We start from the raw sequence: 17,753 nt of genomic DNA, 5'->3' as shown, positions 1-17,753 counted from the left end.
ACATCACCCCTTGACCTCATCGAGAGTTACATCATCGCAGCTTGGGCAGTATCCGTTGTTGTCCTCCCAAGCGCTTTGAGGATTTGTCTCGTCGCAGTTCGAACAGGTCACGCCGCTTGAACCGGAGCTCTTCGAGGCCTGCTCACGCTCTTCCCTTCTTTTCTTTTCCTTGAGAAGCCGGTCCTTCTCTTTCCTAACGGACTCTAACTCTTTCTCCTTATCCTCGTACTTCTCACGCCATTTCTCAGCTTCCTCTTTCTCTGAATCATTTTCCTGGTAACCGATCGTACTCTCGTATTCTTCTTTGGTGAGATCCGGGATGTCGCCGGTCGGCTCCAAGATGATAATCGGGAAATCACCCTTCCCTTCGATCCTCCGGATGTTTTTCTCTGGATCCAAGGCGTACGGAAACTCCTTCTTTTTCGACCTCTTCAACAGATCTGTGGGATGTGTGTTTAGCAGTTTTACTACGGGGTTTACACGACTCGGATAATCCTCCGAGTCTTTGAATTTGACGAGACCTCCGAAGTACTCGCCATGGAATTTATCGACTACAAAGCCTTCTTTCGCCATAGTATAGATTATACCTCAAATCATAGTACGCCGCCTTCCTTATCGTCATCATCGGAAAGCCGCATTTTTTCTCTAAACGATTTTGTATCCTTGAGATGAACGTGGTGCCAAGAGTCAGCTTCTCTCTTCTCCCAAACCAAAGCCAGTACTGTCAGGGCCAGTAGGCCCTTAGCAACATCGCCCCAGAAATCTTCAGATGAGGCGTTCTGCCGGGCTTCTTCGAGCTGCTCTTGCTTATCATCGAGTCTCTGCTTCCAAGTCTGATCGATATCTTCCTCTACTTCTCTGGGGAAGTAGAGGCCCATGCTATCCCCGATCTCGTCCATACTGTCCACGTTCTCCATCAAGATCTGGTACGAGACATTCAACGCAGCATCGCCGCAGTTATCGCTATTCGTCGGAGTAAACTTGATCGTCTTGTTAAACACACCTACTGTCTTCTCCTCCGGGACAGGACAGTCAAGGTAGCTGCCACTGAACGTCTTGTTCTCCACCGGGACATGCTCACCTTCAGGATCGAAGCTCAGCTCACCGTTGAATCTCTCCGCCACGTTACTGTACACGAATAAGTCAAGATCTGTCGGCCCGTTCACCGTGACCGTAGATCCTTCCTCCCGGAGGAACTGCTTCCCGGAATCAGTGAGTACAGCCAGAGTCCATGTCTCGTTAGGACTCTGCAGTGGCTGGCTGAACGACTCAAGTTCAACGTTCATTCTTGTGGAGCGATTGATCTCACCGAACTTTTCGGAAATCTCTGTCTCCACACGATAATTATTCAACTCGATAGAACCAGAGTCCATATTGACGGCGTCCAGAGGCCTTACCGTGTATTCAGACGAGAAATTGGCTGTGTTTCCAGCTTCGTCGACGACCGTGCCGTCGACGTAGTACGTCCCGTTTTCTTCACCCGGCGGTGTTGCCGTCCAACGATCAGTGTTATTCTGATGGGCGAAGTCCAGTTGTTCTACAGACCGGTTTTCCTCAGTCCCGTTGTCCACTACTGTCTCCAGAATTTGAGCGTTAACTGCCTCTACACCGATGTTGTCTGAGGCCTGTACAGTAAACTCGTTGGGGAATCCAGCGTCGAAACTCGGAGCGTCCACCGACTCTATCTCAGGGGTGATGTTGTCCTTGAACTGGAAGTTGAGAGGGACTTCCTCGTGGTTCCCGTATTCATCGGTCAGGTTCAGTACTCCTGTGTAGTTCCCGTATTCAGTAGTTCGAGGTACTTGGTAGGAGAGAACGATCCTGCTGTCTACACCAGGGAAGACCGTGGTCTCCTCAGTGACGTCGAGGTACTGTGAGACGTTTCCGGAGATCTCCGTTGAGATGTCCGTATCTGTATTTCCTCGAAGTGTTATAGACTGGTCTGTGAACCTGCCTGAAGTCCCTACATTGACGGTCTCATTTATCTCGTCCTTGTTGAGGCTCCAGTCCACGGATCTCTGAAGGTCTACCGTGTAGCTGTGACTGTAGTTGTTCTCGAGGACGACTTCACCAGTGTAGTTCTGTGGCGGGAAGTCAAGGGAAACGTTGGAAGTAAGAGTATCACTCTCTGTTTCTAATCCGAATGGGAACGAGTTTTGTGAGATATTGGAATCGTTGATCGAGGAGTTAGTGTCGAGAACTGTCTTGTTGAGAGGTTCTATCTCGGTAGCTCCATTGTGAGTTGCTGCTGTCGATGCTACAAAGAGAATGAGTGAAAGTACTGCCAGCAGAGTCTTCTTTGACTTCATATATCGAGTACCTCGCGTAGTTCGTTGAACAGGGATGAGCGGATGACTACGGCTTCTTCTCCCGCTTCGATATCGCAGCCGGCGGAGACGGTTACTACTTTCTGGCCGTTGGTTTTCTCTCGGACGTCTTTCTCGGAGAACTGTTCTTCGTCCAGTTCTTCTATGCCGAGATCTGTCTCACCGGTGCTTCCCACTACCGGTAAATATATTGATAACTACTTATAAAGGAACAGGTATTTTTTCACTTAACAGTCGAATTGACCGCGTCAACACCGGTCGAGTTCGTCACATTCGTCGCATTCCCCGGATCACTCAAAGGATTCACCCTGCCCAGATCAAACAACTCTGGAACATTCGACAAGGCCTCCAACGTCCCAGTGTCCGGGATCCAACCCGTCACCGCAAACACGAGAAGGAAATAAACCAAGCCCGCGATCCCCAGCAAATAGAACGGAGGAACGTTGTCACCAGTAAGCCAAGCACTGACATGATAAAACGCCTTAAACTACCATAGAACAGAAGCCGCCGAACTAACACCATCCCACAGCAAACCCGCGTACTCCATACCCGATGACTGCGGAACCTGCCGCAAAGCACCGATGAACGTGTCGATACTGTTCCCAAGACTGGTACCGTAAGAGACCACGATAGGCCTCACCGACCCGGTTTCCACCGCAGTCTCGATAGCAGTTTGATGATCAAAAAACAGTATTGAGGCCAGCACAAGCCAACCCAGCAACCCCAGGTTCGAAGAGAACAGTGTTCTGATCCTGGCAAGGCCTTTGAAAACAGCGAGTCTACCGGTCTTCAGAAACGCTTTCAATAGTGTATAGAGGATCTTGCTCAACTGATCTCACGGTTTGAGCTCTTTACAGACCGAGCACAGCACACGCTGATTGCAGGAAAGCAGATCTCCAATCGAGAGGTATACATCTTCATCGCAGCGTTGGCAGGGCCTGTATAGTATAGGATTTTGACGGAGTATCACGAGGACTTGCCTCGGTTATAGATAACCCACTCAGTACTTTAAAAAGGACAGCACGTTTAGCCAAGTTTCTTAATTCCTATCTCCACATACAGTTTCAATGTCCTCTTCTCCCATCGATTACGTGATTCAGGAACCTGCAGACTACACACTCTACGACAACGCCTCTTGGAACGACGTCGACGGATTCCTAGAACAAAGCCTCCTCAACGAGGAAGAACGTCTCGAACAACAATTACAGCAGATCTACCACCAACTCGATGAAAGAGAACAAATCCACGAAGAGAAAGTGGAGTCCATCGAAGACGAGATCTTCCGACAGAAAAACCGGTTAGAATCAGTACAGAGAGGAGCAGGAGGCAACGAAACACAAGTACGGCATAGACTGGAATCACTGTACCAGGAGAAATGGAGAGCAAAGCAATCCGTCTGGCAAGACAAGCAGGATCTTCTCGAAGAAAAGCGTAGTCTGGAAAGAGAACTCCGAGAACTCGAAGAAAGCAGAGACCTCGAAAAGATACTATGAAAATGTCGAAGCCCTACGAGGACTACAGCAGACCTCTGGATGTGACTTGGCTCTAAGGCGATTGTCGCCGAAATCTCCACAGTAACTGAAATTGCACCCCTATTTCTCACCTTTCTTTGACGACAAAATCGGCTTTCAAATGTCCAGTTCCCCACGTAGCTTCCGTTAAATTCTAGTAGACGGGTGCAAATCTCCTATGTAGGAGAAGAGGCCTCGGCACTCATAGGGCTCGTCACTGTCGGCTGCCTACACCAACTCGGCCCGCTGGCTCGTCATCGGCCACTCACGGATAAAACGTCGAACGGCAAGTGCGTTCCGTCGTTACTCCTCGTCGGCCGGGGGGATGAAGCCGAACTGCTCGCCGACGCCGAAAACGTCGAACTGCCGGAGGAGTTCGGCGAACTCCTCGTCGGATGGGTCTACGAGCAGGAGGTCGTCGTCGAAGTCCATCGACAGCGTGTCCTCGCCGAAGTCGACGAGGAAGTTCCCGTCGGTGAACTCTCCGGCGATTTCGTCGCTGGATTCGACGGCGTCCTGCAGCAGTTCGCCGACGGACTGGCCGGTGTTTGCGGCCTCCTCCAGCAGTTCGACGGCGATGTCGGGTGCCGAGGAGGGGTCCTCGACGGCCTGCTGGAGCAGGTCACCGAGTGTCTGTCCAGTGTCTTCCAGTTGTGCCTGCAGTTCCTCGAACAACTCTTGTGCGTCGCTCATGTGAATCTGCCGACGATTTGGGGCGGCAAAGGCGTGGCGGTTCTCTCGAAATCCGCCTCGCTTCCAGCGGCGAGGGTTTCGATGGTGGCACGCACGAATCGATGCCGTTCCCCGTATCGTTTTGGGCCGATGCGCTCGCCCCGACGACGTGACAGCCTGCTGGAATATCTGTTAAGTAGGCTCCGACGCGAATGAGTACCATGTCCCTCGGTACCGTACAACGCTGTCTGGAGTGTGGCTTCGAGGCACCCCCGGGGTCCGACGCGTGGAGTCGCGTCGAACATCCACCGCTCGGGACGCTCACCCAGTGTCCGGAGTGTGGGAGTACGAACACACACACCCTTTGAGAGGGCGGTTCGGCGCCGGGAGAAGCGACCGGTCAAGAACCGAACGCGACTTCGATGCCGAACATCGCGACGCCGATGCCGACGGCGATAATCGACCCCGCGAGCAACTGTGCACCGAGGCCGAAAAGGAGCGCACCGAGCACCGCACAGAAGCCGACTATCGTGCCGAGACCGAACACCGCGTCCCCGGCCCCAAGCGGCTCTTCGTCGGGATAGGCGGCCGCGGCAGTCGCGAGGAACACGTGAAGCCCGAGTGGAACGACGGAGACGACTGCGTACCCCGCATCCGTCCACCGGGGAGCGATTGCGGTCAGTTCGGTGAACTCCCGGAGCGTCGAAACCGTATCGAGATAGAACAGTCCGACGAACTGAACCAGGCTGTCGGACACGGTCGTCGGGTCACCGGATGTCGATGCGACGACGATTGACGCGCCGACGAATCCCCACGCGAACAGCCAGACGAACACCTGATACGCCCCCATGGCAGGCGTCTCTTCGCCGTCGGGCAAAAATCCGACGGATGTTTCGGCTACTCGCTTCGGTCGAGCGCCCCCGCGACCACGAGCGGGAGCGTGATGGTGGCGTCGGCGTACACCGAGACGTTCCGTGCGTCTTCCTTCAGTTTCCCCCACGACCGCGCCTCGTCTAGTGTCGCCCCAGAGAGACCGCCGGTTTGCGGCGGGTCCATCGTCAACTGGACCGCGTAATCGTAGGCCTCCGGCGTCACGAGCATCGTCTGGAGGACGTAGTTCTTCGGGACGCCACCGCCGACGACGATGGCCGCGGTCGACTCCGCCTCGTAGGCGAGGTCGTTCAGCGGCGACATGTCCTTCAGAGCGTCCAGCGAGAAGCCCGACACCTGCGAGCGGAGCCACGCCTGCAACCCGAGGACGGAGTCCTGAATCGCCGGGACGTAGACGGGCACGTCGTTCTCGTATGCCGCGGCGGCGATGCCGGCGTCCTCGTCTATGCCCTCGCGGTCGTTGACCTCGCTGTTGGCCCGGCCGAGTTGCCGAGTGAACTCGGCGATGGAGACGACCTCCTCGCCGACGGCCTCGAACACCTCCTCTCGAAGGTGGTTCTCGAACAGCGCGAAGTGCTCCTGTGGGAGATACACGTTGTAGATGCGGTCGACTTCCTCGTGGCGCAACTGCTCGTCGAAGTCCCGCTCTTCGAGGTCGGGGTGTTCCTCCCGACCGTGGTGGTGTTTGCCGCCGATGGCCTCGATGGAATCGTGGGTGAGGTTCGCACCAGTCGTCACGAGAGCGTCGATGTGGCCCTCTCGAATGAGGTCGGCGACGATGGCTCGCATCCCGGCGGGAACCATCGCCCCCGCGAGGCCGAAGAAGGTGGTCGTCTCCTCGCTTGCGAATATCTCGCCGGTCACGTCGATGGCTTCTCCGAGGTTCGCGGCACCGATGCCCGCCTTGCCGTATTCGTCGGCCAGGTCGGCGACGGACATCCCCGCGGTGACGCATGCGTGCTCGACGGGGTCGTGGTCGAACTCCTCGCGCTCCGGCGGTTCGTACGCCTCGCTGTCGTCGCTCATTGTGTGGCAGTCGTCCGGCGAGCGTTTCAAGGGCGCGATTTCCGGACGGAACGCGAGCCGTCTCAGGTGCGCAACGCGGCAGCGATGGTTCGGGCCTGCGCGAGACCGTTGGCGGCCAGCGCCTTCGGGAATCGACGACGGGCGTTTTCGAGGGCATCCGCCAGGGCGTCGTCGGCATCCTCGAAGACGCCGGGACCGTGGCCCGAGAGCACCCGATTCGGTTGGAGGCTGGAGAACGCTTCACGGGGTGGCGTCAGCCGACGGAGCAACATGACGCCGAGGCGCTCGTCGCCGACGCGCATGTAGTCGGCGGCGCCGACGGATTCCGACGCCACGAGCGTCTCGCCGTCGTAGAGGGCGTACTCCTGCCATGCGCTGCCGCTCCGGGCGACTTCAATGAGTTCGTACTCGCCGAGCGTCCCGCCCACGTCGAGCCGGTCAGTGGGCGCGTCGAGGACACCGGCTACGTCGGTCATCGGTGCCGGCAGCGTCACCGGGACGCCGTGGCGCTCGGCGACCGCGTCGGCATCGCGGGTGTGGTGACTCGAGAGGACGAGGACACCGGCGACGTCGCCGAACTCCTCGATGAGACTGTCGATTCCCGGGGCGTCGATGGGGTCGACCAGCCACACGCCGTCGTCCGTCAACAGGGCGTGGCTGGCTCGCTGCATCGTCTCCTCGGGATGGGCAATCCATCCGACGCCGCCCATCCAGCGGTCGATTTCCTCGTATTCGATGGGGGAGTCCGTCGCTTTCGCTGGCATAACCACTACGACCACCGACTGGCGTTAAAATGTTACCGTGGCGACAGACTATGCGAACGGCCCGCCGAGCAGTCAGTTGTACTCCCGCCAGCGGTACCCGCAGTCCTGACATTTGAAAAACCGCGTCGGCGGTTCGTCGGCGGCGCCGGTCTGTTTGATGGTGTACCACGCCTTTCCGTGACCGCACTTCTCGCAGGTCACGTCGTCGGCGGTCGGTTTTCCTTCGAAGTTCGCTCCCTCCTCCGTCTCGATGAGTTCGGTCTCGGATTGGGTCTCCGTGGTGACGAACTCCGCGGCGCGCTCTTCGTCTTTCGACTGTTTCGCCCCACAGGACGAACACACCATCTCGCCGTCCTCTGAGTGCATCATCGACCCGCACTCGTCGCAGAACTGCATGGCCGTCGCTAGCGGTCGGAGCGGCAAAACCGTGTGGATTCACTCGTCATCGGTCAGTATCTGGTCGGTCGGCCCGCGCCGCTGGGCGACAATCGGACAGTTCCGAACCCGGAAGGACTCCATGTCGACGTGTTCGACGATTTCGGTGCCGTCGTGAGAGCAGGACACCTCCGGCGGCGCCGAGAAGTATTCACACGACTGGCAGTATCGGCTCTTGGGAACGACGGCCGTCTCGCCCTCGCGCTCGACGGCGTCGTCGGTTGCCGCGACCGAATCCGCCTGAGCGACGGCGCCGGACGCTTCACCGTCTTCGAGGGCATCCCAGAGGGCCTCCTCGTCGACGTCGCCGACGTCCATCTCGTCGAACAGTTCATCGGAGTCCATGTCGACAGAGTCGCCGTCGAAATCGCCGTCCAGTTCCGCGAAGGGGTCGTCGTCGCGTTCCTCGTCGCGGACCCCATCGCGGCCGTCGTCGTCACCCATCGGTGTCCTCCCCGCTTTCGATTGCTGGCGGATCCTCAGCGGTCAGTTTCGAACTTCCGAAGATGGAGGTCGACGGCGTCAGGTTGCCAAACTCGATACCACAGTTCGGGCAGGCGGGTTCGGTCAGCAGCGCGATGTCGACGGAACTCGAACAGCCGGCACACTTCGCCGACCGGATTTCCTCCCGACCGGCCCGCCGTTTGAGGTCCTCGAGGTGCTGCTCCCGTTTGGTGTCGACATCGTCGCTTTGCTTTCGGAGCGCCACGATGATGCGTGCCAGTCGGTTGAGTTTCGCCGTCACGTCTGCGAGTTGCTCGTCGACTGCCTCGACGCTATCCGAGAGGTTCGCCACGTCGGTGCCGAGTCCGTCGATGTCATCGGCGAGACCGTTCACCCGTTGGTTCAGTTGGTCGATTTCGGTGTGGTCGTGGTCTTCCTCCGCGCGGTCCTGTAACCCATCGCGGAGTTGGAGCACCCGGTTTCTGATGTCGTCGACGTGCTCGTCGAGTTCGGACTCCAGCGAGCCGACGCGGCGCTCCAGTCGCTCGAGTTCCGCCTCATCGACCGTCTCGATTCGGCGTTCGATGTCTTCGAGGAACTCGGCGTCGAGTTCGGGCGACTCGATGGCGGGGGCCTCCTCGCCGTCAAGGTCGGCTGTCGTCCGGTAGGCGCTGAGCAACTGGACGACGAGTTCCTCCCGGTCGACATCGAGGGTGTCGGCTCGGTCTTCGAGCCACCGTTCGAGCGGTGGCGGCAACGTCACCGAGATTTCGGGCTCGTCAGCCGACTCCGTAGCCATTGCTACCTCTTACCGACGACACGCAGTTAAGGGTTCGGCCGTATCGCGAGGCAGTGTTCAGATAAGGATGAAGAGTGAGGCGGTGCGTTTTTTGAGTGTCTATGTCCAAAAACGCCCGCCTCAACGGCTGTTTAGACGAGATTGAGTTAGGTTTTGTGGAACGAGAAGCGACACGAAATTACTGATGAAGCTCGGTATTCAACTCCATTTGGCTTTCCTATCACTTTCGAATACCGTTTCAATTCTTGAGATATTCGGTGTCGAACGGGCTCGATCCACCGTTCACAACTGGGTTCACAAAGCTAATCTACAGCCTGAATCTGATCAGAATCCGGATCACGTTGCGGTCGACGAAACCGTATCCAACTCAATGATGAACGCTACTGGCTGTACGCCGCTGTCGATCCCGAAACAAACGAATTACTCCACACAAAGATTGAACCGACTAGAACAAACGTTCTCGCCCACGCGTTCTTTGCCGAACTCCGCGAGAAACACGACGTTGAAACCGCTGTGTTTCTCGTCGATGGCGCTGCACCGCTGAAAGACGCCTGTCAACGACATAGCCTCGGTTTCAGATACGAAAAACATGGAAATCGAAATAGTGTCGAACGTGTCTTTTGTGAGGTAAAACGGCGAACTACCAGCTTCTCAAACTGTTTCAGCAACGCCGAAGCAGACACCACCGACAATTGGCTTCAAACCTTCGCCTTCGCATGCAATCAGCTTATCTGAACACTACCGCGCGGTGGCGCCAAACCATTACGGGGGTTCGGTTCGAGCGGACAGTACCGATGATTCAAGACGAGCCGGAACTACTGGCGCTCGTCTTGCGGCTCCAGCAAGCAGAACAAGCTAAAACGGACTTCTTCGCGGACCATTCGCTTCCGGAGTATACGGTCGTCGACGAGTTGGATCTCACGGCCACTGAGGCCGCCCGGTTTCTGACGCTGTCGCTCGTCCCGTTTCACGCCCATCCATCCGGGCGGCCAAAACCGCAGATCGGGCGCGTTGGATTCTGGCGCGTCTGTAAGACCCTCTGGCAACAGCATCAGTGGGTGTACGACCCCCACCGGTTGGTTACGACCGAGGGTAAACAGGAACTCGAGGCGTTCTTCGATCGGCTCGATATTATGGACGCCTACGACGCTCACTGGTGGTTCACGTCTGCTGGCACGCTGTACGAACGCTTCGATGGGGATCCCCAGGAGTTACTGCGCCACGCTGCCCACGTCGCACCCCATGCAGCGCGAGTGGTTCGGCAGGCTGATTTGCCAGGTATCGCGGATGCCGTCAGTACGCCGCTCTGGGTGCGACTGATGCACGACCGCGTTGCGTCGCTTGCGGGGATGGGGTGGGTCCCGCTGCCGGTCGACCATACGCTGTTCGCCGTGACGGAAGCCCTCGGCGACCTCGATGTCGACATCGGGAACCGCGAGGACCGCGCGATGGTTCAAACGTTTTGGGAGGTGTTCTGTGAGAAGCACGGACTCGTCCCATATCGTGTCGAGAAATCGCTCCGGGTGGTCGGCCTGTACTGGCACCGTGGCGGCCGGGACTACGTGACGTCGGTGCTTGAGGACTACGCCTCCTCCGGTGGCCGGAGATACTCCAACCCCCAATCACGCATTTCGTAAATAACCGGTTTCAGGGACTGGCCGAACTCCGTCAGGGAGTACTCGACGCGAAACGGCTTCTCGCTGACGATTTCACGGTTGATGAGGTCGTTTCCTTCGAGGTCGTCGAGCGTATCGGACAACACCTTACTCGAGATTCCGTCGACCTCCTCTTTCAGGGCATTGAATCCGAGTGGCCCGTTTTCGAGAAGACGATGGATAATGACTGGATGCCACTTCTTGCCGATCAACGACGACGTCGTTGTAATCGGACACCACTCCTCGCCGGCGCACCAGACCTCTTTACGTTGGTCGTTCATGGGGTGACGTTCGTATCGGACATGCTTATAGTTACGTTACAATACTTAGTTTCTTTAGGTTATCTATCTGTGAGGGCTGTCGACGACACGTGGACTCCGCGCTGATGCTCAAATACACGTCTCATGGCCGAAGTACACGTCCGACTGTATCCAGGCGTCCTCGCCGTTTCGGTCGTATATCAATAGCTCGGGACCGCCGGTATCGATTGCGGCGAAGCGGTCAAGTGACACGGCATCGACGCCGACGGTCGGACAGTCGCCCGACGAACAGTCGGTTTCCGTTTCCATTTTGAGTCACCACTCGTGTGTGAGTTACGTATAGTAACCAATAAGCGCTCGCCTACGTTCCGGTAACCCGGTTACCGTACTGTAACACCGACCGTCGCGGATGGGCGCGAGCTGCGGGTGGCGTCAGCGACTGCCGTATCGTGTGTCTCTCGTAACGCCGTCACCGTGTGGTTATATAACACATATCACGAAATGAGCCGATACTCTACTGGAGGCACGACGATGGACAGATTCGCAGTACTGCTCAACACGAGCACCGACGAAGTCGGACAGACCGCAAACGCCCTCGAGTACGCCTTGGACCTCGACGAGGGCGGCAAGGAGGTCGAAGTGTTCTTCGATGGCTCCGCCACCGAATGGCCGGGCGAATTGGCGGCGAACCCGGAGCATCCGGTCACCGAGGCGTTCGAGGAAGCGCAGGAGCGAGGGTTGCTCGCAGGCGCCTGTAGCGCCTGTGCAGGGGCCTTCGAGACGACGGCGTTCGGCCCACTCGACCGACGCGTGACCGGGGTGGCGGCCGCAGTCGGAGCCTGTGGCATCGCCGTCGTGGCGGGCCTCGCCTACTCCGCCCCCACCATCGCGGCGGTCGCCGCCGGGTTCGCCGGCCCGTTCGGTGTCGTCGCCCTCAGATCGGCGTGGCAGTGGGCGCTTCCGGCCGCCTGAGCCGACGCCGTGTGAGTGCTCGGCTGGTATCGGCAGTTCCGTGAGATCGTTATGAGCGCTACCGCGCAACACCTATACGTACCCAGTACTCTGTAGCATGCATGGACAACGATACCACGGATCTCATCCTCACCCTCTATAGCGAGGAGGAAATCAGCGAATACGCTGCGCGGACGCTGCTCGACGACGAAACCATCGATCGCTATAACGACACGCTGGAAGCGGCTGGTCGAATAGCCGGGCATCAAGATGGCGGTGATGGGATGGCTGAGTGGCCCGACGACATCCCGATGCCGTACGGCCATCTCTCTGAAGAGGAGTATTACGTCGAAGGGAATTCACGCCGGTAGCTGACTTGACCTCCCTCGGCGCCTGAAGACGCGGGACTTCCACCACGTTCAGGCCGGGCGTGGCTCTACGGTTTCAAGATGCATACGTTCCAAGCGTCTCTTGCTGGGTAGCATCGGCTTGGCTGTCTTGTGGGGCTCGCCCCCATCCCCAGCCGAGTCATCGTCGTTCTCGTGTTCTCTGGAACGACTCTCTCCGCTGAGGTAGCGGTCTGCGATGTTCACGCCGCCAACTACTGTCGACAGAAACGTCCGACGGTTCATATTAGACAGGGGGATTTCATACTATATCGAAATACTGGAGACCAGCAACCACCAGGATTGAGACCAGAAGTACGAGTTTCAGTACCCACGGTGGCACATCTTTTCGGAGTCTGAATGCCCAGTCCATACGACTCATTCAACCCCACTGTTGTTATATCGCCCTGCCGGGTTTCAAACTCTGAAACATAAGGTGGTCTTCTAAAACAGACGCGTCCGGTTTGTGGGAGACAATCGAAAGACGGCTTCCGAGCCATCTCAGCGGAGATTGCATGCATCAGTACCTGGGCTGAGACCCTGCGGTAGTGGCAAGCCCGAGAGACGCAATTCCTCGTTTTCGGTTGGCGTGACTAGTCCTTCGAGTGTGGCTGCTAGCGGCCAATCGTCCCTTGGCGGGTTATCGGTGCCTCGGGGTTGATACAGAACGCGACGAGAAGCGAGTCCTCGCTGGCAGTCATGGAGGTGTCGTCATCGCCGTTGCCCTGTATCAGCGCACTCTCAGTGTATCCGAGTTGGGCGTCTTCGACATCGACCGCCCCCTCAAAGACGTAGAGGTAGGTGTCCCAATCGGGGTGGGTGGGTACCGACACAGTCGCCCCGGCGGCAAGCCGGCAGTCATAGAAGTCGACGTCGTTGCGAACGAACAACGGAGCGTCCCCTCCTTCTGGGCCGAAGAGGTGACGCCACGCATCGGGCGTCGACTCGGGAATCGGCTCGTGTTGAATTTTCGGCTGTAAATCGAGCGTCTGTGGTCGAACGAATATCTGGAGCATCCGGAGTGGTGGGTCCTCCGCATACGTCTCTTCGGCGTGCCAGAAGCCGCTGCCGGCGTTCATCACCATCAGATGCTCGGAGTCTGTGACCAGTTCATTCCCCTGTCGGTCGTCGTGTCGCATGACGCCCTCAGGGACCCACGAGATGATTTCCTCATTCCGGTGTTGGTGCATTCGAATCAGTGTTCCGGGGTCCATGAACGACTCAACGACAGTCGCCAGCGGGCCGTAACCGTGATCGTCGTGGTCCGGAACGGCGCGGCCGGGGAAGTTGAAGTGAATCCTGAATTTGCCCTGGTTCTGTGAGACATCCGTTCGGGGCGCCGTGTGAATGTGTGGAGCGGATTGGGTCGTCGGTGGGGTCGTCATTCGTTGAACGAACGGCACTGAGAGATAAATGGCTTCGGAGGGCAGCAAGGTGGTGTTCAGAGACGCGATTGCAGAGGCAGCCGAGGCACGGAGGGTCCTCGGTGCGCTCGACTCCCGCGGCTCGCTGTGCGCTTCGGCCGCGAGCGGCCTGTAGTGCTTATTTTCTCTCACTCACGCTCGATTGGGGAGAACAGCACAACCTGTATTGGTCGGAGGGAGTCGAGCGATGTCGGATTTAGTCATTTTCGGACGGCAGATCGCCGAGGGCAGTAATCCCGGACTGCTTGTTGCTCATCGCGAACACAACGCCGTCGGCAATGACTGGTGGCGCACCGATCGCCGGATCGAAACCCTCGTCGATCGCGTAATACCACTGAGTCGCTCCGTCGCTCCGATCGAAGGCCGCGATGCACGGCCAGGGCGTGTCGAGATCGAAGGTATCTCCGGTGAGTGGAGCGACGACACTGTTTCGACCGACTGCGAGTCCGTCTGCATGTGGGTCGCCTTCGACAAACCAGCGTTCCGAACTGTCCGAAACCGACAGTGCGACTAGCCCGTCGTCGGAGAGGACGAACGCCGTTCCGTCGTCGACGGCGATTCCTTGGATTTCGCGGCCCTCGATCTCCATCGACGCCAGACGCTCACCTCCCGCAGGGTCGTAGATGGCGAGACTCCCGCCATCGCCAACGAGAATCCTGTCTTCTGTGGCTACTGGCCGGGTCATTATGTCGTCCAGCTCTCGTTCCCACAGGAATTCGCCACGTTCGGCCTCCAAACAGCGGATAACCGGCGTCTCATCGCGTGCGTATCCCGCAGCAAAGACCCGGCCGTCGGATATCGCTGGTGGCGTGGTCAAAACGGACGCCAGTAGTGGCGCCGTCCACTCGGTCTCACCCGACGAAACGGCAAATGCCACGAGTTCCATGACGGCTTCGCCCGTCTTCGGTCGTTCGAAGGGGACGATTCCGATTTCGTTGTCCGGGTCGACGGTTATCGGCCCGATTGGAGCGCAGTCAATCGATTCTGCCCATCGTTCACTGCCATCTTCGACATCGAACGAGCGTAACTGACCCTCTGAGGCAAACAGGACGTGCTCGCCAGCGATGGCCGGCTGGGTGGACGATACCCTCGAGGATTCGCTATCGAGCTCGGTTTGCCACTCCTGGTCGCCGGTCTTCGCATCCAACGCGGTCAACGCATCGCCGACCGCATACACTGTCTCACCAGCGATTAGCGGTGGGATTGTTGTGGCACCACCACCGTTCCAAGCCGGTGTCCCGCGGTCGGGGACGGTGACATCGGATGCGGACGTGTTTCGGGCATCGTGACCCGCTTGCTGCCACGTTCCGGTGGGGGATTCGGAGAGGGCGCGATCGTCGTCTGCGAAGAGGTTCAGACACCCCGACAGTGCGGCGACACTGCCGGTCGCAGCGAGGAGGCGGCGGCGGCTCCAACTCATACGAATCGTTCGTCGGAGAACCGTCTTAGTCCCTGTTGTGTAAACTGACGAGACAGTCGTCTGTGACTCTGGTTTTTGAATTTTCCCGAGAGCTAACCCCATCGGCGCCCGCTCAAAACTCGCTCGCCATCAGTTCAATCTAGTGAGCGCATCACCTCTCGGAGGTCAGTATCGTGCTGTGCGAGTTGCCAGACACGGAGTCGAAAGACCAGATAACCGACCGCGATGTAGGCGGCGATGACGCCGACCATCAACGGCAGCCGGAGGCTCGTCACGCCAATCAGAACGAGTGAGCTCACAGCCCCGCCGATCGCAACGATCCGGATACTAAGCGGTGAAAGCGTCACGCTAGCGTTCGTGTAGCGATCTGGAAACACCTGCGGGAGTCGCCAGAGTGCAACAGCGTTGAGGCAGTTGACCGTGAGGATGGCGATTGCGAGAAATATCGAGAGGATTACTGGCGATGGCTGGAGTGGCGCGAGGAGGAGTGGCGGCACGCCTAGTGCCAACAGCGCGATGTGCGGTGTACTGAAGCGGTCGTGGACTGCCGCGAACACAGTCGGGAAGATGCCATCATTTGCCGCCCGCATCAACGCTCTCGAAAACCCCGTATACGTCGTGCTAATCGAGGTGAAGCCCCCCGCGACCGCCCCGACGGCGAGGAGGCCAGCCAGCGGTCCGGGTAGGAACCGCTCGGCAGCCATCACCAGCGCGCCGTCGCCGACGCCGAGTTCCGTATAATGGACGACGCCGACCAGAACAGCGACCAGCGCGATAAACAGCGATAACGCGATGAGTGCCGAGAGTAGCAACACCCGAGGAATCGCCTGAGAGGGGTTCTCGAGTTCGTCGCCGATGTTGGCGACCATCGAGAACCCCCGCAGCGGGAAGTACAGCGAGACGACAGCGAGCGCAAACGGCCCAACGCCATTCGGTAACAATGGCGTGTAGTTACTGGGTTCGATATGGAAGGCGCCGGGAACGATAAAGAGGAGCATGCTCCCAATTAGCACACCAACGAACAGTAACTGAACGCGTGCAACGGGATGGATGCCAAGGATGTTCAAGATGAGGAACGTCGTGAGCAGGAGATAGATCAACACGAGGTCTGGCGTGGCCACGAAGAGGCCGACGTACTCCGCGAACCCGACACCGATGAAAAGCAATCCTGCCCAGACGCCAGGGAGAATCAGCCACGGCAAGAGGAATCCCGCAAACGGGTGGACGAGGCGCGAGGCATAGATGTAGTTCCCACCTGTCGTTGGAATCGCAGAGCCGAGTTGATAGGTGATGCCGATACCGAAGACCAGCGGAATCGCCGCGAGCAGGATGCCGAAGATGACGACGGGGCCGGCGTCGGCAGCCAGCGGCCCCGGGAGGGTGAAAATGCTGATACCGATAACGTTCCCCACGACGAGCCCCGTGGCTCCAATCACTGACACCGCGCCGCGATCCAAACCGAACGCATCGAAGGTATCCGTCATCGGAACGGCCTCCCTTCAGCCGCGTACTCGGCGGCAGCCGCGTAGATGTTCTGTGCCATCAGGTTGGAGGTCGCTGCCGCACGCTGTCCGTATACCTTCTCGACGACTGTCTGGACGTCTGCATCAGCCGGTGCAGCCTCGAGAGCGACATCAGCGAGGTGGCAGGCGAGCCGGTAATCATCACTCGCAAGGCGCTCCTCGATGCGGTCCAGTAGTGGCTCAATACCGCCGATAAGCGTGACGAATTCGGCGGCCCGATCGTCCCTTGCTGCGGGCTGGAGCTCACTTGGTCGTCCGGACCACCAGCCTCCATAGTAGCGGAGAACGTTCCGAACGATGAACTCACCATCATCGTAGACCTCGGCGAGCCACGGCTCGTCCGAGTCGGGCTCGGGGAGTTCGACCTCGTGGATGATGTCGACGTGTGGTGGCGACCCATCGTTGAGTACCTCAAGCGTTCGGTCGACGATCGTCTCGAGGTACGTTGCTCCTGAGAGCAGTCGTTCACGGATTGCTGCGGCGTCATCGACAACCGGTGGGCCGTGACCTGGACACATCGTTGCTGCCCCCACGCCAGCCATCGTGCGGAGGACATCCGCCCACTCCCACGGATAACGCTGGACTTTCTGTGGATTGCCAGCGTTTGGCGCCACGTTGACGAAGAAGTCCCCGGTACAGAGGACATCCCGCTCGGGACAGTACACCCAAGTGTGATCGTCGGTCTCGCCGCGGCCGTGGTGGAGTTCAAACGTGATGTCGCCAACGTTGATGCTGAGTTCGTCACGATACAGGGTGGTTGGCGGATGGTCAGGCCACCCGAAGCGGCTCTCCTCGGCATCCGCCTCCGAAGGTGAGGCGGTCCCGCCGAATTGCCGACTGTTGATGGCTTCGTTGTGTCCCGCAGTCCGTTGATACCGATCGAATCGCTCGGGCATCGCCGCATGGGCGATCACCCGCGGGGGTTCCTGGTCGTCGCGAAGGTACGCATCGAGGCCGAAGGCGTGATCGAGATGGCCGTGCGTATAGATCGCGGTGTGGACAGGTGCATTCGTCCGTTCGCGAAGTTGGGTAGCGATCGCATCGGATTCACTCTTGAGTCCGGTATCAACGAGTACGAGGCCCTCGCTCGTCTCAAAGGCCGTGACGCTACTAAACCCGGCACAGTGATACGTTCGTTCGGCAACAGTACTCGTCTCACGGTTACTGCTGAACATCTCGATATCGTATGGACTGCGGTTGGCGGCTGGCATACCGGGAGTGTGGGTGTGTGTGACTAACGCTAATCCCTTTCTATAGACAGGTAT

The 17,753-nt window shown here is 58.4% G+C and carries 22 protein-coding genes and 2 pseudogenes; 6 read left to right on the top strand and 18 right to left on the bottom strand.

All coding sequences use genetic code 11. The features are described 5' to 3' along the window. Positions 1-3: 3 nt before the first annotated feature. The 4 genes from NMP98_RS01805 to NMP98_RS01790 form a co-directional block, all read right to left on the bottom strand. Positions 4-573: a hypothetical protein gene (locus NMP98_RS01805; protein ID WP_254859838.1), complete on the bottom strand. Its 570-nt coding sequence runs from the start codon at positions 571-573 to the stop codon at positions 4-6. 20 nt (positions 574-593) lie between these two features. Continuing rightward, positions 594-2,309, bottom strand: coding sequence for an Ig-like domain-containing protein (locus tag NMP98_RS01800; RefSeq protein WP_254859836.1), 1,716 nt, complete (start codon positions 2,307-2,309; stop codon positions 594-596). After that, entirely contained in the window at positions 2,306-2,503 is a 198-nt protein-coding gene (locus tag NMP98_RS01795) for a hypothetical protein (RefSeq protein WP_254859835.1), read from the bottom strand. The genes NMP98_RS01800 and NMP98_RS01795 overlap by 4 nt, the downstream gene beginning before the upstream one ends. Before the next feature lie 311 nt (positions 2,504-2,814). After that, positions 2,815-3,156: a hypothetical protein gene (locus NMP98_RS01790; RefSeq protein WP_254859834.1), complete on the bottom strand. Its 342-nt coding sequence runs from the start codon at positions 3,154-3,156 to the stop codon at positions 2,815-2,817. A gap of 238 nt (positions 3,157-3,394) precedes the next feature. Here NMP98_RS01790 and NMP98_RS01785 point away from each other — a divergent pair, with 238 nt between their 5' ends. After that, positions 3,395-3,820, top strand: coding sequence for a DUF8104 domain-containing protein (locus tag NMP98_RS01785; protein WP_254859832.1), 426 nt, complete (start codon positions 3,395-3,397; stop codon positions 3,818-3,820). A 321-nt stretch (positions 3,821-4,141) separates the two neighbouring features. On the opposite strand, the gene NMP98_RS01780 is transcribed toward NMP98_RS01785, so the two are convergent. Continuing rightward, positions 4,142-4,531, bottom strand: a complete 390-nt coding sequence (locus NMP98_RS01780; protein WP_254859830.1) for a hypothetical protein — start codon at positions 4,529-4,531, stop codon at positions 4,142-4,144. A 200-nt stretch (positions 4,532-4,731) separates the two neighbouring features. Between NMP98_RS01780 and NMP98_RS01775 the strand changes: the two genes are divergently transcribed. Then, complete coding sequence (locus tag NMP98_RS01775; RefSeq protein ID WP_178917577.1) at positions 4,732-4,878, top strand: hypothetical protein; 147 nt, start codon at positions 4,732-4,734, stop codon at positions 4,876-4,878. Between the two features lie 32 nt (positions 4,879-4,910). Here the strand turns inward: NMP98_RS01775 and NMP98_RS01770 are convergent, their stop codons facing one another. The 6 genes from NMP98_RS01770 to NMP98_RS01745 form a co-directional block, all read right to left on the bottom strand. Next, positions 4,911-5,360: a hypothetical protein gene (locus NMP98_RS01770; RefSeq protein WP_254859829.1), complete on the bottom strand. Its 450-nt coding sequence runs from the start codon at positions 5,358-5,360 to the stop codon at positions 4,911-4,913. A 47-nt stretch (positions 5,361-5,407) separates the two neighbouring features. Beyond that, positions 5,408-6,427, bottom strand: a complete 1,020-nt coding sequence (locus NMP98_RS01765) for a deoxyhypusine synthase (protein WP_254859827.1) — start codon at positions 6,425-6,427, stop codon at positions 5,408-5,410. Between the two features lie 62 nt (positions 6,428-6,489). Continuing rightward, positions 6,490-7,191 carry a hypothetical protein gene (locus NMP98_RS01760; protein ID WP_254859826.1) on the bottom strand — a complete coding sequence of 234 codons (702 nt, stop codon included), beginning with the start codon at positions 7,189-7,191 and terminating at the stop codon, positions 6,490-6,492. A gap of 72 nt (positions 7,192-7,263) precedes the next feature. Then, complete coding sequence (locus NMP98_RS01755) at positions 7,264-7,587, bottom strand: transcription factor S (RefSeq protein ID WP_254859825.1); 324 nt, start codon at positions 7,585-7,587, stop codon at positions 7,264-7,266. 39 nt (positions 7,588-7,626) lie between these two features. Further along, entirely contained in the window at positions 7,627-8,070 is a 444-nt protein-coding gene (locus tag NMP98_RS01750; RefSeq protein ID WP_254859824.1) for a DUF8135 domain-containing protein, read from the bottom strand. Continuing rightward, positions 8,063-8,869 carry a hypothetical protein gene (locus NMP98_RS01745; protein ID WP_254859823.1) on the bottom strand — a complete coding sequence of 269 codons (807 nt, stop codon included), beginning with the start codon at positions 8,867-8,869 and terminating at the stop codon, positions 8,063-8,065. The genes NMP98_RS01750 and NMP98_RS01745 overlap by 8 nt, the downstream gene beginning before the upstream one ends. A 101-nt stretch (positions 8,870-8,970) precedes the next feature. Here NMP98_RS01745 and NMP98_RS01740 point away from each other — a divergent pair. Together NMP98_RS01740 and NMP98_RS01735 are read left to right on the top strand one after the other, a co-directional pair. After that, positions 8,971-9,604, top strand: a pseudogene (locus NMP98_RS01740) (IS6 family transposase). Between the two features lie 59 nt (positions 9,605-9,663). Continuing rightward, positions 9,664-10,506, top strand: a complete 843-nt coding sequence (locus NMP98_RS01735) for a hypothetical protein (RefSeq protein ID WP_254859822.1) — start codon at positions 9,664-9,666, stop codon at positions 10,504-10,506. Here the strand turns inward: NMP98_RS01735 and NMP98_RS01730 are convergent. Both NMP98_RS01730 and NMP98_RS01725 read right to left on the bottom strand, forming a co-directional pair. After that, positions 10,452-10,805: a winged helix-turn-helix transcriptional regulator gene (locus NMP98_RS01730; RefSeq protein ID WP_254859821.1), complete on the bottom strand. Its 354-nt coding sequence runs from the start codon at positions 10,803-10,805 to the stop codon at positions 10,452-10,454. The two genes, NMP98_RS01735 and NMP98_RS01730, sit on opposite strands and share 55 nt — an antisense overlap. Positions 10,806-10,913: 108 nt before the next feature. Beyond that, complete coding sequence (locus NMP98_RS01725; RefSeq protein ID WP_254859819.1) at positions 10,914-11,093, bottom strand: hypothetical protein; 180 nt, start codon at positions 11,091-11,093, stop codon at positions 10,914-10,916. 222 nt (positions 11,094-11,315) lie between these two features. Here NMP98_RS01725 and NMP98_RS01720 point away from each other — a divergent pair, with 222 nt between their 5' ends. Together NMP98_RS01720 and NMP98_RS01715 are read left to right on the top strand one after the other, a co-directional pair. Beyond that, positions 11,316-11,756, top strand: coding sequence for a hypothetical protein (locus tag NMP98_RS01720; protein ID WP_254859817.1), 441 nt, complete (start codon positions 11,316-11,318; stop codon positions 11,754-11,756). A gap of 101 nt (positions 11,757-11,857) precedes the next feature. Beyond that, entirely contained in the window at positions 11,858-12,106 is a 249-nt protein-coding gene (locus NMP98_RS01715) for a hypothetical protein (RefSeq protein WP_254859816.1), read from the top strand. Between the two features lie 73 nt (positions 12,107-12,179). Here NMP98_RS01715 and NMP98_RS01710 read toward each other — a convergent pair. The 5 genes and pseudogenes from NMP98_RS01710 to NMP98_RS01690 form a co-directional block, all read right to left on the bottom strand. After that, positions 12,180-12,331, bottom strand: a pseudogene (locus NMP98_RS01710) (RNA-guided endonuclease TnpB family protein); the annotation flags it as partial. Between the two features lie 404 nt (positions 12,332-12,735). After that, positions 12,736-13,506, bottom strand: a complete 771-nt coding sequence (locus tag NMP98_RS01705; RefSeq protein WP_254859815.1) for a pirin family protein — start codon at positions 13,504-13,506, stop codon at positions 12,736-12,738. A gap of 235 nt (positions 13,507-13,741) precedes the next feature. Continuing rightward, on the bottom strand, positions 13,742-14,965 hold the full coding sequence (locus tag NMP98_RS01700; protein ID WP_254859813.1) for an outer membrane protein assembly factor BamB family protein: 1,224 nt from the start codon (positions 14,963-14,965) through the stop codon (positions 13,742-13,744). A 134-nt stretch (positions 14,966-15,099) separates the two neighbouring features. Further along, complete coding sequence (locus NMP98_RS01695) at positions 15,100-16,449, bottom strand: APC family permease (RefSeq protein ID WP_254859811.1); 1,350 nt, start codon at positions 16,447-16,449, stop codon at positions 15,100-15,102. Continuing rightward, positions 16,446-17,699: an alkyl sulfatase dimerization domain-containing protein gene (locus NMP98_RS01690; protein ID WP_254859809.1), complete on the bottom strand. Its 1,254-nt coding sequence runs from the start codon at positions 17,697-17,699 to the stop codon at positions 16,446-16,448. Before NMP98_RS01690 ends, NMP98_RS01695 begins: the two co-directional genes overlap by 4 nt. Positions 17,700-17,753: the final 54 nt, after the last annotated feature.

Source organism: Natronomonas gomsonensis (genome assembly GCF_024300825.1).
Taxonomy (GTDB): Archaea; Halobacteriota; Halobacteria; order Halobacteriales; family Haloarculaceae; genus Natronomonas; species Natronomonas gomsonensis.
The sequence above is the reverse complement of the archived record's forward strand: the minus strand, read 5'-3'. Positions and strand labels throughout refer to the sequence as shown.

What these genes read in the sequence shown, in the direction of transcription:
- NMP98_RS01805 (WP_254859838.1), bottom strand. Translation starts at nt 573, where the DNA reads ATGGCGAAAGAAGGCTTTGTAGTCGATAAATTCCATGGCGAGTACTTC.
- NMP98_RS01800 (WP_254859836.1), bottom strand. Translation starts at nt 2,309, where the DNA reads ATGAAGTCAAAGAAGACTCTGCTGGCAGTACTTTCACTCATTCTCTTT.
- NMP98_RS01785 (WP_254859832.1), top strand. Translation starts at nt 3,395, where the DNA reads ATGTCCTCTTCTCCCATCGATTACGTGATTCAGGAACCTGCAGACTAC.
- NMP98_RS01780 (WP_254859830.1), bottom strand. Translation starts at nt 4,531, where the DNA reads ATGAGCGACGCACAAGAGTTGTTCGAGGAACTGCAGGCACAACTGGAA.
- NMP98_RS01775 (WP_178917577.1), top strand. Translation starts at nt 4,732, where the DNA reads ATGTCCCTCGGTACCGTACAACGCTGTCTGGAGTGTGGCTTCGAGGCA.
- NMP98_RS01770 (WP_254859829.1), bottom strand. Translation starts at nt 5,360, where the DNA reads ATGGGGGCGTATCAGGTGTTCGTCTGGCTGTTCGCGTGGGGATTCGTC.
- NMP98_RS01765 (WP_254859827.1), bottom strand. Translation starts at nt 6,427, where the DNA reads ATGAGCGACGACAGCGAGGCGTACGAACCGCCGGAGCGCGAGGAGTTC.
- NMP98_RS01760 (WP_254859826.1), bottom strand. Translation starts at nt 7,191, where the DNA reads ATGCCAGCGAAAGCGACGGACTCCCCCATCGAATACGAGGAAATCGAC.
- NMP98_RS01755 (WP_254859825.1), bottom strand. Translation starts at nt 7,587, where the DNA reads ATGCAGTTCTGCGACGAGTGCGGGTCGATGATGCACTCAGAGGACGGC.
- NMP98_RS01750 (WP_254859824.1), bottom strand. Translation starts at nt 8,070, where the DNA reads ATGGGTGACGACGACGGCCGCGATGGGGTCCGCGACGAGGAACGCGAC.
- NMP98_RS01745 (WP_254859823.1), bottom strand. Translation starts at nt 8,869, where the DNA reads ATGGCTACGGAGTCGGCTGACGAGCCCGAAATCTCGGTGACGTTGCCG.
- NMP98_RS01735 (WP_254859822.1), top strand. Translation starts at nt 9,664, where the DNA reads ATGATTCAAGACGAGCCGGAACTACTGGCGCTCGTCTTGCGGCTCCAG.
- NMP98_RS01730 (WP_254859821.1), bottom strand. Translation starts at nt 10,805, where the DNA reads ATGAACGACCAACGTAAAGAGGTCTGGTGCGCCGGCGAGGAGTGGTGT.
- NMP98_RS01725 (WP_254859819.1), bottom strand. Translation starts at nt 11,093, where the DNA reads ATGGAAACGGAAACCGACTGTTCGTCGGGCGACTGTCCGACCGTCGGC.
- NMP98_RS01720 (WP_254859817.1), top strand. Translation starts at nt 11,316, where the DNA reads ATGGACAGATTCGCAGTACTGCTCAACACGAGCACCGACGAAGTCGGA.
- NMP98_RS01715 (WP_254859816.1), top strand. Translation starts at nt 11,858, where the DNA reads ATGGACAACGATACCACGGATCTCATCCTCACCCTCTATAGCGAGGAG.
- NMP98_RS01705 (WP_254859815.1), bottom strand. Translation starts at nt 13,506, where the DNA reads ATGACGACCCCACCGACGACCCAATCCGCTCCACACATTCACACGGCG.
- NMP98_RS01700 (WP_254859813.1), bottom strand. Translation starts at nt 14,965, where the DNA reads ATGAGTTGGAGCCGCCGCCGCCTCCTCGCTGCGACCGGCAGTGTCGCC.
- NMP98_RS01695 (WP_254859811.1), bottom strand. Translation starts at nt 16,449, where the DNA reads ATGACGGATACCTTCGATGCGTTCGGTTTGGATCGCGGCGCGGTGTCA.
- NMP98_RS01690 (WP_254859809.1), bottom strand. Translation starts at nt 17,699, where the DNA reads ATGCCAGCCGCCAACCGCAGTCCATACGATATCGAGATGTTCAGCAGT.